Consider the following 12,490-nt stretch of genomic DNA (forward strand, 5'->3'; position numbering starts at 1 on the left):
AGTGGTTGATCGTTTGCGCGGAAAAATGTGCCGAAAATCATATAAAAAACAGGAAAAATCGCCAACTGATTCAGGAGTATTTGGGGAGGGGGCGAGCAAGAACAAGACCTGAAACCTGTGCCGAAAATCAAATAGAAAACAGGAAAATTCGCCGAGCAAGAACAAAACCTGAAACCTGTGCCGAAAACAGGCGGAAAAACAGGGAAAGTTGCGGGGAGTTTCAGGAGGGCTCTGGCAGTGATTCCGGTCGCGACCAGATCCATAGATTGCCCAGGGTCATGCCGGAAATCGCCAGGTAGATCGGCCAGCCGTGATCGAGCATCACCAGCATCAAGGTCGCGCACAGCAGCATGCTGACGGTGGCGCTGACCTTGGCCCGGCGCGCGATGATTTTGCCGTTGCGCCAGTTGCTCAGAATCGGCCCGAACAAGCGGTGGTTTTCCAGCCAGGCACTCAAGCGCGGCGAACTCCGGGTGGCGGCCCAGGCGGCTAGCAGGATGAACTCGGTGGTCGGCAGGCCGGGAATGACGATGGCGATCAGGCCGATGCCGAGGCTGACATAAGCCAGCAGGCCGAAGAGGAGGCGGGAGAGTCTGGAGGTGGCGGGCATGGGCTCGGAGGGCTTGAGGGGGGGCAGGATCTTGCAGATGTGCTCGGCCCACTGTGGGAGCGGGCTTGCTCGCGAAAGCGGTGTGCCAGGCAACATACCTATTGAATGTGCCGGCCTCTTCGCGAGCAGGCTCGCTCCCACAGGGGATCGTGTTTCTTCAGGCGAGTTCTGGGGCGTAAGCCTGCTCCAGCAACACCGTGAAGCGGTTGAACGCGTTGATGGCGCCTTTATCCAGCTGCGCTTCTTCCTCTGCACTGAACGCCAGTTCATCGAGGGTTTTGACGAAGTGCTTCCAGCCTTGCGCACGGCCGCCGGCCGGTTCGCCAAGGTGGCGGGCGCCGAAGGTTTCGCTCAGGCCCAGGCCCACGGCACGCTTGATCAGGAAGGCCGCCCCCAATTTCGAGCCTTCGGAGACGAACAACCAACCCAGCGCTTCGGCTTTGCTTGGGTTATTCACAGCACCCGCAACCGGCGCCGGCACTTCGGTGTCCAGATCCGCGAGGTCAGCCTTGGCCGCTTCGGCGCGGCAGCGAGCAGGCAAGTCAGTAACGATGGCCGTCAGTTCGGCATCGTTGTACAGCGCCACCAGTTCCGACTGGAACAGGTACTGTGCCACCACGAAACGGGCAAAGTTGGCCTGGGTTTCGAACGGTGCGTGGGCTTTGACCAGGGCATCGAGTTTGCTGTGGGGTTCGTGGGTGATCTGGTTCAGGCGTTGCGAGCGCAAGGCCGGGCGTTGAGTCGTGTCCTGAGTGGTCATGGAAAATCCTTGAGATATAGAAGTGCCTGGTAACGAGACGAATGAGCTGACGCATGACAGTAAAAAATCCTCACCGCGCGGCTCTCATTGAGTCGCGCAGCGAGGTGGCCGCCATCAGATATCCCAAACCAGATTGATTGCGAAGTTGCGGCCCGGCTGGGTCAGGCGGTCGAGGTTGGCCGGTTGCGTCACCGAGGCTTCGCCGACGCTGTCGTAGCCGCGTACGTCATCCCACTGCCAGTATTTTTTGTTGGTCAGGTTGTACAGGCCGGCGTTGACGGTCACCTCGTCGGTGACCTTGTAGAAGCCCGCCAGATCGAGCACGCCGTAACCCGGTGTCTTGAATTGGGTGCTGGTGCCGTCCGGAGTGTTGAAGCTGGTGCTGTCTACGCGGGTCTTGCGTTTGACCAGGGTCCAGCTCAGCAGTGCACCGTATTTGTCCTGGTCGTAACCCAGGCCGAACACGCCAGTCAGCGGGTTGATGCTGTTAAGCGGTTCGCCGCTGTCATCGTTACGACCGTACAGGTAGGCCACCGAGCCCTGGGTGTAGAGGCCGCTCGGCGCACCGAACGTATCCAGGTTCAAGCGACCCTTGAGCTCCAGGCCCTTGATGGTGGCGTGCTTGATGTTGTTGCTCTGGAAGGTTGTCTCGGTGTAGCCGGGCGTGATGGCGTTCTCGTCGATGAAGTCGCGATATTTGTTGTAGAACACCGCGACATCGAAGGTGCCTGCCTCGAACTGTCCGCGCAGGCCTGTTTCATAGCTCTTGCTCTTTTCCGGTTCGAGATCGGGGTTCGGCGCGACCTGATAGCCGCCCGCCACGTTCTCGAAGCGGCCATAGAGCGCCTTGGCGGTCGGCGTGCGAAAGCCTTCGGCGTATTGGCCGTACCAGGTGTAGTTGTCATTGAAACGGTAAGTCGTGCCGAATTTCGGCGACAGCCGATGCCAGGTTTTTTCGTCGTCATTCACTTCGCCATTGCCGCTCTGGTCGGCAGTGGCCAGGAACTCGTCCGTCAGGTGCGGCTTGAGCTGGGTGTAGTCGTAGCGCAGTCCCGGCACAAAGGTCCAGTTGTTCCAGGCAATCTGATCCTGGGCAAACAGGCTGTAGGTGTTGATGGTCGGATCCGGGAAGTCGCTGGCCGGGGTCAGGCTGTCGGCAGGGCTGACGGCGCCGATGACGCGACAAGTGCCGGCCACGGTCAGGCAGGTGCCAGTGCCCGTGCGAAGGCCGGTGACTTTGTCTTGCTTGATAGTGGTGCCATAGGTGACGACATGGTCAGTGTCGGCGATGGCAAACGCCTTGTCGGCCTGGGCATCGAACACCCATTGGCGATCCTTGTAGGTGGTATCGCGATTACGCAGCACCGTGCGCGACGGCGCGTAGATTTCTTCGGTACTCTGGTCGGTCTTGGCGATCTGGTAGTTCAGTGTCCACTTGATGTTGTCGGCCAGGAGGCTGTCCAGCGCAAAGCTGTGATCAAGGCCGAAGCGTTCACGGGTGATGGTGTCGTTGCCGGTGCGCGATTTGTAGAAACCGAAGCCACGCCCTGCGTTGAAGGGGCCGCCCACGGCGCTCAGTTGATTGGTGTCGCGATCGTCCTTGTAGTGCTCGTAGGTCAATCCGAAGCGGGCGTCGTCGGCGTAGTTCCAGCCCAGCTTGGCCAGGACGTTGGTGGTGCGCACGTCCTCCGGATTGGCTTCGGTGCGGTTCAGGCCGGTGCCCCCGGTCTCGCCATAGGACTCGGTTTCATGGCCATTGCGCTGGCTCAGGTGCAGTAAACCGTCGAAATCGCCGGTGCGCCCAGCCACGGTACCGGAGGTCAGCCAGCTGTCATCGGCCGAACTGTAGCCGGTCTTCAGGCGTGCGCCGACGTCCTGGCCAGGCTTGATGATGTCGTCCGGGTCCAGTGTGTAGTAACTGACGGCGCCGCCGATGGCGTTGCTGCCGTACAGCACCGACGCCGGGCCGCGCAGGATTTCCACGCGCTTGACGATTTCCGGGTCGACATAGTTGCGGTTGGTCTGGGCATACGGACCATTGAAGAAGCCGTCGGGCACTTGAACGCCATCGACTTGGGTCAACACGCGGTCACCGTCGATGCCGCGGATGTTGTACCCGGAAAGTCCCGCGCGGGTGCCGGTACCGCCTACCGAAACGCCCGGTTCGTAGCGCACCAGATCCTTGATGTTATTAACGTTGTTGCGGTCGAGGTCTTCACGCGTCTGGACCGTGACGGTGCTTGGCACGCTGCTCACGTCCTGTTCCTGGCGAGTGGCGCTGATGGTCACCTGATCCAGGTTGAGGGCCCCGGCGATGCTGCGGCGTTCCAGCACGATGTTGTTGTTGCCCAGTTTGCGGTAGCTCAGGTTGGTCCCCACCAACAGGCGATCCAGGGCTTTTTCCGGCGGCAGCGATCCGCGTACGCCCGGGGAGTCCATACCTTGCGCCAGTTCGGCCGAGAAGCCGACCTGCCAGCCTGTCACGGCGGTAAAGGCATTGAGTGCCGAGACCAGCGATTGCGGCGCGATGGCGAACGCGTAATCGCCCATGTTGCGGCTCGGTTGCTCGGCGGGCGTCGCAGCCATGAGCGGCGCCGCGCCGGCCATCAGGATGGCGGCGGTCAGCAGCGACAGCATGCGCGAAGGTGAAGAGGACTGGCGGGTAAGGCGAGAGGACATCGATAGCGCTCCGTGTCGCACGAATCTTTATAGGTGCTGATTGGCATTTAGAGATGCGAATCAATTGCATTGGCTATAACGAGACGTACAAGCTTTGGCTATCGAGTAAAAATAATTCTCATTTAGTTCAAGATCACCAGCGCCGGGTATTCCTTGAGCCGTGCCGAGGTGATGTGGGCCAGCGAGCGGACCACGTCCAGTGGCTGGTCGAGACGGTAATTTCCAGTCACGGCCACATCGGCCAACTGCTCGTTGGTGTTGATGATCCAGCCCGGATAGTAGCGACCCAGTTCCGCCAGTACCTGGCTCAGCGGACAGTTTTCAAACACCAGGCGACCCTGGACCCACGCCAGGTCGGTGGCAGCGTCAACCTTGGACGGCCGGTCGAAACCGTTGGGGCCAATGCGGATGCTTTCTCCGGCCGATAGGCGAACCCGCGCATCGTCACGGGTGGCGCGCAAGTCGACATCGCCGCGCTGAACCCGAACCTGGGTCACGCCATCCAGATATCGCACGGCGAATGCCGTATCGCGAACGCTGGCGGTGACGGGGCCTGCGTCGATCTCCAGCGGTTGGCCGCGATGGGGCTGCACCTCGAAAAACGCCTCGCCCTGATACAGGCGTGCCACGCGCTGCTGGTCATTGATGGTGCTGGAAAAGGCCGAGTTGGTGTTGAGCAGGACTTTCGAACCGTCCTCCAGTTGCAGGCGCTGGCGTTCACCCACCACGGTCAGGTGATCGGCCTGCAAGCGCAGCGGCAGATTGCTGAAACTGAACAGGCCGAGGATCAGCACGGCGGCGGTGGCCAAGGGTTTCCAGTGCGGACGCACCCGCGACAGCACGGTGACCTTGGCTGGCTGCGACGCCAGCGCTTGTGCGCATTGCGTGACTTGCGGGCCGTTCCAGATCGCCTGGGCCCTGGCGAACGCCTCTGCATGTGCGGGGTCGGCCGCGAGCCAATGGTGGAACTGGCGGGTCTGTTCTTCGCTCGGGCTGTCCAGCACGATCAGCCAGTCCAGGGCCTGGTCCATCGCATCGGCAGTGGCCTGCGCCGGGGAGGGCGAAGGAGAGCGGCGGGTGTCCGTCACGGTGTTTCCTCGGCGTGTCTGTGCACGGCTGTTTTTTTAGTGAAGCGCAAAAGAGGGGCAAGGGTAGCCCCGATGAACAAAGGCGTCGAGACACGGGCGACTCAGCGGCCGTTCAAGCGGTCGGCGACGCCGATGCAGATGCTCATGATCAGTTTCAGCTCCTTCTGCACGGTGCTGAGCGACACGCCGAGTGTTTCGGCGATCTCCAGGTAGCTGTGGCCGTGCAAGCGGCTGAGGATGAAAATCTGTTGCTGGCGGGGACTGAGTTGACCCAGGCGCACGTTCAGGCGCTCGAGCAATTGTTCGGCATGGGCAGCATCCTCGGCACTGCTGGCGGGGGCGGCGACGCTTTCCACCACGTCCGGCGGCACGTCATCGACCATGGTGCGCGAATGGATGCGTCGCGCGCGCAAATGGTCCAGCGCCAGGTTGCGGGCGGTCTGGAAAACAAAAGGTTCCAGATGATCGATAGCCCGCTCGCCGAGTGCGCGGGTCACCCGCAGGTAGGTTTCCTGCAGGAGGTCTTCGGCGGTGCTGTGATTGTTGACCATCCGTTCCAGCGTGCGCAGCAGAGAGACTCGCTGGGTGATGAAGACGTCGTTGAAGCGCGATTGACTCACGGGAGGACCTGATCCGTTTCGAGCGAATGATAATGCTTATCATCTGTGTGGGTGGTCAAGTAATAGTTTGTGTGGGTTTTCGTTACTTCCAGAAAAGAAGGGCGCTGAATAAGGTCCGCTCGCCAGGCAGAAAGCTGTGCTCTTTTCGCTAACGGGAGGCTGTTGCTGTCGGATATTTCAGGGTTGGTCGTAGGTTCGATCCCAAACATCTTTGGGCTTCTTAAGCAGGTCTGGATGGCTGTTACACCCCTTGTTGATACTTCGTTTAACGAGGTTAATCGGCAGGAGCATCACGTGACGGCATTCACGGAGCGGGGAAAGCCACTTCTCTACAACAATCCATTTACGTGGCGGTCTCTTGGCCACGCACTGGCTGTCAGCCTGTTGGCACTCGCCACTGGCGGTTGCGTGTTTGCACCGGCAGAAAACTTCACCTTGCAGGCTGAAGTGCCGGCGGATTTCCGGGTCAAGGCCGACGCCTTTTATGTGCCGGCCACCGGCGAAACCTGCGAGGCCCCACCGCGCCAGCGCGGAAAAGTGGCGCCCAATCGCAAGTTCTTCACCAGTGAATACCAGAGCGTTGCGCGCACGTCGGAGTTTCAGATTCCGCTGACGACGCGTGCGGGTGGCTGTCCGCTGGTGTTGAGAAGTTTGAAGTTGAATCTGGATGCGAAGTGGGGGACGCATTGGTCCCACATAGGTGGCGACTTTGCCAGTCTGGCTTTTCGCGATGTGCTTGGGCCGGATTTTCCAGCGTTTCCTGGCGCGGGTGTTCAGGAGTTTCAGGGGCAGTGCCAGTGGTTGTTCCGCACCGTAGGACCCAATAGAGCCATTGTAAAAATTCTGCATTGTCGGGCCATCGATGCGGACGGGCAGATGCTGAATCGCATGGCGGGCGGGGTGTTGCAGCGCGATCAGTTACCGGGCCGGACGGTGCGGATGGTGTTCAAGATGGCGCGTCAGGAGCAGCCGTATTACCGCGGATGGTGGTTCGAAACACCTGGTGGCTGGAAACCATGCACCGGTCGTTGGGGTACCAGCAACGAAGAATGGTGCACCCATCCCCCCACATTCACAGATTTCAAACTGCCTGATGGCAGGACCTGCACCGTTTACCCCAACTGCACTGAATAAGGGAGCAACACCATGGACAAGGAACAAGAGGACAGCTTTTTCAGCAGCAAAATGCTGGCCTGCCCGCTGCGGGGGCATTGGACGAGTTTTCAATTGGTTGACGAGTTTGGCGACGGCAAACCTTACGGTGGTCTGTCCTATACCGCTGTCGACAGTGTCGGCCAGGCATTTTCCGGCAGGTTGAATGGTGAGGGTTTTGCAAAGGTGGAAAACCACTACCGTGGGCCAGTGGTGTTAACGATGGACGCACCGCACTCCCGTATTCACAAACTCTACGCTCGTCTGATGGATCGTATTCACTACCCCCTCCCCATCACCGAACTCCAGGTCCGCGCCGAACAAACCCGCTTCTTCCACGAAGACGGCTTCCGCCGCGAACACAACCCGGCCATCAAGGATGCCGACGTCTTTCTTCAGGTCGAAGTCCGCGACCTGGTCCGCCAAGGCGCGCATCTGCCGCCGGTGGTCAAGCGCTTCTACGAACCGCAAAGTTCGCTGCTGCGGGCCATGAACGAACTGGGGATCGGTCCCGAGCATCCCTTCGGTATCGCCCTGAGCCCCAACCAGCACAATGTGCTGGAAGTGCGGCCGCTGCGTGCGTTGCGGCCACTGCTGTCCACCGATGACCAGTTTTGTGCCCTGAACCTCTATCAACTGGCCCTGATGGCGACCTTGAGTTACACCGACTTCGGCCAGGATCCGGCGAAAAGGCCGGTGGACAAGGTGCGTTTCGCGGAGGATCCGAGCGTCGGCCATCTGTTCGGCGAGGCGCTGGCCGGTTTTCGCGAAAACTGGCGCATCGACAAAGGTCAGCGCCAACGGTTCTACCCGCTGTACGAAGACGTGCCCTATTCGAAACGGCTGGAGATCCTGCCGTTCGACCCGACGCTGTATGCATCCAATCACCCGGACAAAGGTGAGGATCAGGAGCATCCGGCCAACCAGCATTTTTTCGATGACCAGGAGGATGGCGGCGATACCCAGGCGTTCATCTGTCATCACGACGAAGTCATCCTGATTGCGGTGCGCGGCACGGCCAGTCTCAAGGACGCGATCCGTGATGTGGACGCGCTGCAAGTGCCGTTCGAGGAAGGCGTCGGCAAGGTTCACAAGGGGTTTTACGACGCGTTTCGGGCAATCAAGGAGTTCGTCCTGCGCTATCTGGATAGATTTCATGCCGGGCAAAAAATCATCATCTGTGGCCACAGCCTCGGCGGTGCCATTGCCTTGTTGCTCGCGGAAGCACTCCGCCGACGTCCCGCCACGAACTACAACATCCTCCTCTACACCTACGGCGCCCCCCGCACCGGCGACGCGGACTTCGTCCAGGGCGCCGCCGAGCTCGTCCACCACCGCATGGTCAACAACAACGACCCGGTACCCGGCGTGCCCGCGCGCTGGATGGACGCCAACTGGAAAGTCTGGGTGCCGGGCCTGACGATGACCGCCCTGAGCGGCTATGGTCTGCTGCTGTTCGGTACCGGTCTGGTGCGTGTCGGCGGTGCGCCCTACGAACATCATGGCCAGCAACAGCACTTCATGCCCGTGCGTTTCGGTGAAAAGGATTCGTCGGCGGTGTTGTGGGACCCCGCCTGCGAGTCCATCGAAGGCACCGCTTGCAGCAGGATTCTGCAAAAGTGGCGTGGTGATATGCCAATGCGCGGCAACCTGCTGGCGCAACTGATCGACTATCAGGACCACATGATGGTGGCCAGCTACATTCCTTTCGCCTGGGCGACCTTGCGTCGCTGGCAGCAGGCCCAGGAAAGCGGCAGAACCGTGGTGACCGGCCATGAGTATCATCTGATCGATAACGCCCTGACGACGCTCAAGGCGAAACTGCAGGAGTATGCCCGCGAGATGCGTTACGACGTAGGGCCGCGTGGCGCGACAGAAGCGCAAAGTGCCGTCAGGAGCGCTCTATCCAGGGAGCAGGGCCGACTGGAGCAAACTCGCGATCGCTTGCTGACGTTGTACGCTCGCCGGCTCACGTTGGCAGATGTGTACGGCAATGCGGCCCAGTCAGCGGAGTTCGCCAGCAGCGTGGCGCGCTGGGCAAAGCACACGGAAAATCAGCAGTCGGAACAGTACGCCAGCCTTCCCCCGTTATTGGATTCCGAGCGTCGGCTGGCGGCTCAACCGTTGGATATCGACTCCTACGTCTGAATGTTGCCCACTTGTTTTTAAAGGACTAAACGATGTTTGAATCCGCCGCTCAACCTCGCTTCTATCTCGATATCACTGGACTGCGGCACGACTTCCAGGTGCTGGCCTTCAAAGCCAACGAGTCCATCAGCCAACCTTATAAAGTCACCGTCGAGCTGGTCAGCGAGCAATCACACCTCGATCTCGAGGCGCTGTTGCACAAACCGGCATTCCTCGGCTTCGGCCCTCCTGGTGAGGGCTTGCATGGGCTGATCCAGACCTTTGCGCAGCACGAGACGGGTCATCGACTGACGCGTTACGAGCTGACATTGGTCCCGCAGCTGGCGTATCTGGACCTGTGCAGCAACCAGCGAATATTTCAGCAGCGCAGCGTCGAGCAGATCATCACCGAAGTCCTGAACAACCACGGCATCCTGGGCGATACGTTCAGTTTTCAGTTTGGCCCGACCCCATATGCGCCGCGGGACTACTGCGTGCAGTTCAATGAAACCGACCTGGCCTTTGTCGAGCGGCTCTGTGAAGAGTCCGGTATTCACTATCACTTTCAGCACAACCCCCAGGGGCATTACCTGGTGTTCGGCGATGATCAGACCTGTTTTCGACGGTTGGCGCCTTCGACGTTTCAACAAGACAGCGGGCAGGTTGCCGAGCACCCGGTGATCAACCGCTTCAGCGTGCGACTGGCCGCCCGTACCAACGTGGTGACGCTTCGGGATTACCATTTCGAAAAACCCGATTTACGTCTCGAAGGACGCGCCAAAAGCCCGGCCGGTCCACTTCTGGAGGACTATCGTGCACCCGGACGCTTTAGTGATGGTGGGGAAGGTAAGCGTCTGGCTGGGCGGAGTCTGGAGCGGCACCGCAGCGATTATCGGTCAGGCGAGGGCGCCAGCGATCTGGGTCAGTTGCACAGTGGTCATTTCCTCGACTTGCGCGACCATCACTGTGCCCGGTGGAATGATCTCTGGCTCCTGACCAGCGTGGAGCATGAAGGTCGACAACCCCAAGTGCTCGAGGAAGCGATGCCCGGTCAGAACCCGGCCTCGGACTTTCAGGGTTATCGCAATACCTTCACTGCGACGCCCTGGGATGCACCGTATCGGCCTCCGCTCAACCGCCCCAAACCCCGAATTTCCGGGAGTCAGACCGCCAAAGTCACCGGGCCGGTGGAAGAGGAGATTCACTGCGATCAATACGGTCGGGTCAAAGTCTGTTTTTACTGGGACCGCACTGACCTGAACACCGATAAAAGCAGTTGCTGGCTAAGAGTCTCAAGCGTCTGGGCGGGCGACGGTTACGGGGCGGTCACCATTCCCCGGGTCGGCATGGAAGTGCTGGTGACCTTTATCGATGGCGATCCTGATCGCCCATTGATTACCGGTTGTCTGCACCACCTGGTCAACCGGGTGCCGTACGAGCTGCCCGCGAACAAGACCCGAAGCGTCTTTCGCAGTCGCAGTTCACCCAAGGGTGGCGGAGCCAATGAATTGCACATCGAAGATCGTCTCGGGCAGGAGCTGATCTACCTGCGGGCGCAGCGCGACATGGAACAGAAAATTGAAAATGACAGTCGGCTGGAAGTCGGCCGCGAACGTCGGGAAACCATCAAGGGCACCAGTACCAGTGTGTTCGAGACTGAAGAACATCGCACGACGACGGGCGACCGCAAAACCCGACTGATGGCCAACGATTACCTGCATGTCGCGCAAAGCAGCCATACCTCTGTGGGTCAGGTGCTGGTGGCGGAGGCGGGTCAGGAAATTCATTTCAAGGCGGGGATGAAAGCGGTGTTCGACGCCAACGAGAACCTGACCTTGAGCGCGGGCGGTCACCATTTGGTGATCGGTGCGAGTGGCATCTTCAGCAGTTGTCCAATCGAAGTGGGTGGCAGTCCCACGCGGGGAACATTGGCTACAGCGCTGATGCCGGGCGCAGCCCAGGCATTGGCGTCGCCCATTGAAAGAGCGCCGGTCACAGGCGTTGTCCAACAGGCATTGATGGCGCTGGCACGGGAGCAAGGTGCAGATTTCTGCCCCATCTGCGAGGCCTGCCGCGAAGGATTCTGTTCAACCGAAGGAGCTGTCGCATGACTCACCAGCCTGTTCAGTGGATGGCGACGCAATTGCAGCTTGGCCGTAGCCTGTGCCTGATCCTTGACTCGGCAGTGGCGTCCGGGATTCACCAGACTTTGGTAAGTCAGCTTTCGCCTGAGCACTATCAAAGTGTCTACAGCAGGACCGCCGTGGCAAGTCTGGCTGCTGACGGTCCTTATGTTTTTTTAGTGGACAGTCTGAATCCGTCAACGCTCGATGAGTCGTTCGAAGGGCTGCCCCGGGACTGGGGGTGGCTGGCAAGTATCGAGAACGGTGCACTTGAGAGGCTGCTCGAGCATTGGCGTGAACGCCTGTTCATCGGGCAACGACCGCAACAGGGGTTGTATCGCTTCCAGGATAATCGGGTGCTGGCACGCGCACTCGCACACCTGCCGGAGTCGGCGTACCCCGAATACCTCGGTCCGGTGATCAGTGCCTGTTACTGGCAGGGCGAACAATGGAGGACAGTTGAGAATCCGGCCCCTGGCCAATACCCGGTCCCCGAAACGCCGCCATGGCTGGACACACCGGCGACGGCCAGCCAGGAGCGGGAGATCCTGCTGGCCAATGTGGGTCAGTATTTGTTGGCCGAGCACAGTGAGGACCTTGCCCGGCTGCCTGCAAAGCTGTCGCCCAGAGCCTGGCTGGCGGAGCAACTCGACCTGGCAGAGCAGTGGGGATGGCAGACGCCGGAGCAACTGCGTTTTCTGGTCGTCGAGCGCTTGCGGGAGATGCATACGCCCGGGATCAAAAACTGGATTCCGCATCCTGAAGAGCCGGCGCAGGCTCATTTTGAGCGCCTGCGCGGTGAGTTGCAGTCCGAGATCAACACCAGGCCTCAGGCAGTCGGCGTGAACTAACTCCGGCCCTGCAAATACGTCGCGTAGTCCGGAATCCGGTGCGCATGCGCCTGATCCATCAACGGGCTGCTGAGCAGGTAATCGGCGCTGCATTCATTGCACGCCACCGGGATGTTCCAGACCGCCGCGACCCGCAGCAATGCCTTGATGTCCGGGTCGTGGGGCTGCGGTTCGAACGGGTCCCAGAAGAACACCAGCAGGTCGACCCGTTGCTCGGCGATTTGTGCACCGAGCTGTTGGTCGCCGCCCAGCGGGCCGCTGATCATGCTCTCCACGGGCAGGTCGAGACGTTGTTGCAACAACAATCCCGTGGTGCCGGTGGCGACCAGTTCATGACGGGCTAGCCGGTCTTTCTGACGTGCGGCCCAGTCGAGCAAAAACACTTTGCAGTGGTCATGGGCGACCAGGGCGATGCGCTTGCGCGCTGCCATGGTCTTTTGCGTGAAGGTGATTCCGATCATCGATGGTGCTCCGCAAATG

The 12,490-nt window shown here is 60.2% G+C and carries 10 protein-coding genes; 4 read left to right on the forward strand and 6 right to left on the reverse strand.

Annotated elements, in window-relative coordinates:
- Positions 1–220: 220 nt before the first annotated feature.
- The 5 genes from HNQ83_RS07875 to HNQ83_RS07895 all read right to left on the reverse strand — a co-directional run bounded on the left by HNQ83_RS07875 (position 221) and on the right by HNQ83_RS07895 (position 5,757).
- On the reverse strand, positions 221–610 hold the full coding sequence (locus HNQ83_RS07875; RefSeq protein ID WP_175388425.1) for a YbaN family protein: 390 nt from the start codon (positions 608–610) through the stop codon (positions 221–223).
- 157 nt (positions 611–767) lie between these two features.
- Positions 768–1,370 carry a biliverdin-producing heme oxygenase gene (locus tag HNQ83_RS07880; RefSeq protein WP_175388426.1) on the reverse strand — a complete coding sequence of 201 codons (603 nt, stop codon included), beginning with the start codon at positions 1,368–1,370 and terminating at the stop codon, positions 768–770.
- 114 nt (positions 1,371–1,484) lie between these two features.
- Positions 1,485–4,049 (reverse strand): TonB-dependent receptor, encoded by a 2,565-nt coding sequence (locus tag HNQ83_RS07885; RefSeq protein WP_175388427.1) that lies wholly within the window; start codon positions 4,047–4,049, stop codon positions 1,485–1,487.
- Positions 4,050–4,171: 122 nt separating this feature from the next.
- Entirely contained in the window at positions 4,172–5,137 is a 966-nt protein-coding gene (locus HNQ83_RS07890; RefSeq protein ID WP_175388428.1) for a FecR domain-containing protein, read from the reverse strand.
- Between the two features lie 101 nt (positions 5,138–5,238).
- Complete coding sequence (locus HNQ83_RS07895) at positions 5,239–5,757, reverse strand: sigma-70 family RNA polymerase sigma factor (RefSeq protein ID WP_175388429.1); 519 nt, start codon at positions 5,755–5,757, stop codon at positions 5,239–5,241.
- A gap of 162 nt (positions 5,758–5,919) precedes the next feature.
- Here HNQ83_RS07895 and HNQ83_RS07900 point away from each other — a divergent pair, with 162 nt between their 5' ends.
- Genes HNQ83_RS07900 through HNQ83_RS07915 form a run of 4 tightly spaced genes read left to right on the forward strand, consistent with a single transcriptional unit; the run spans position 5,920 to position 12,010 of the window.
- Entirely contained in the window at positions 5,920–6,891 is a 972-nt protein-coding gene (locus HNQ83_RS07900) for a hypothetical protein (protein WP_256668895.1), read from the forward strand.
- A 12-nt stretch (positions 6,892–6,903) separates the two neighbouring features.
- On the forward strand, positions 6,904–9,057 hold the full coding sequence (locus HNQ83_RS07905) for a lipase family protein (protein WP_175388430.1): 2,154 nt from the start codon (positions 6,904–6,906) through the stop codon (positions 9,055–9,057).
- A 32-nt stretch (positions 9,058–9,089) separates the two neighbouring features.
- On the forward strand, positions 9,090–11,147 hold the full coding sequence (locus HNQ83_RS07910) for a type VI secretion system tip protein VgrG (RefSeq protein WP_175388431.1): 2,058 nt from the start codon (positions 9,090–9,092) through the stop codon (positions 11,145–11,147).
- Positions 11,144–12,010: a DUF4123 domain-containing protein gene (locus HNQ83_RS07915; protein ID WP_175388432.1), complete on the forward strand. Its 867-nt coding sequence runs from the start codon at positions 11,144–11,146 to the stop codon at positions 12,008–12,010. The genes HNQ83_RS07910 and HNQ83_RS07915 overlap by 4 nt, the downstream gene beginning before the upstream one ends.
- Here the strand turns inward: HNQ83_RS07915 and HNQ83_RS07920 are convergent.
- Positions 12,007–12,471: a methylglyoxal synthase gene (locus HNQ83_RS07920; protein ID WP_175388433.1), complete on the reverse strand. Its 465-nt coding sequence runs from the start codon at positions 12,469–12,471 to the stop codon at positions 12,007–12,009. The genes HNQ83_RS07915 and HNQ83_RS07920 overlap by 4 nt on opposite strands.
- Positions 12,472–12,490 lie beyond the last annotated feature (19 nt).

The sequence above is a fragment of the Pseudomonas sp. C2B4 genome, assembly GCF_013359695.1.
GTDB lineage: Bacteria > Pseudomonadota > Gammaproteobacteria > Pseudomonadales > Pseudomonadaceae > Aquipseudomonas.

What these genes read in the sequence shown, in the direction of transcription:
- HNQ83_RS07875 (WP_175388425.1), bottom strand. Translation starts at nt 610, where the DNA reads ATGCCCGCCACCTCCAGACTCTCCCGCCTCCTCTTCGGCCTGCTGGCT.
- HNQ83_RS07880 (WP_175388426.1), bottom strand. Translation starts at nt 1,370, where the DNA reads ATGACCACTCAGGACACGACTCAACGCCCGGCCTTGCGCTCGCAACGC.
- HNQ83_RS07885 (WP_175388427.1), bottom strand. Translation starts at nt 4,049, where the DNA reads ATGTCCTCTCGCCTTACCCGCCAGTCCTCTTCACCTTCGCGCATGCTG.
- HNQ83_RS07905 (WP_175388430.1), top strand. Translation starts at nt 6,904, where the DNA reads ATGGACAAGGAACAAGAGGACAGCTTTTTCAGCAGCAAAATGCTGGCC.
- HNQ83_RS07910 (WP_175388431.1), top strand. Translation starts at nt 9,090, where the DNA reads ATGTTTGAATCCGCCGCTCAACCTCGCTTCTATCTCGATATCACTGGA.
- HNQ83_RS07915 (WP_175388432.1), top strand. Translation starts at nt 11,144, where the DNA reads ATGACTCACCAGCCTGTTCAGTGGATGGCGACGCAATTGCAGCTTGGC.
- HNQ83_RS07920 (WP_175388433.1), bottom strand. Translation starts at nt 12,471, where the DNA reads ATGATCGGAATCACCTTCACGCAAAAGACCATGGCAGCGCGCAAGCGC.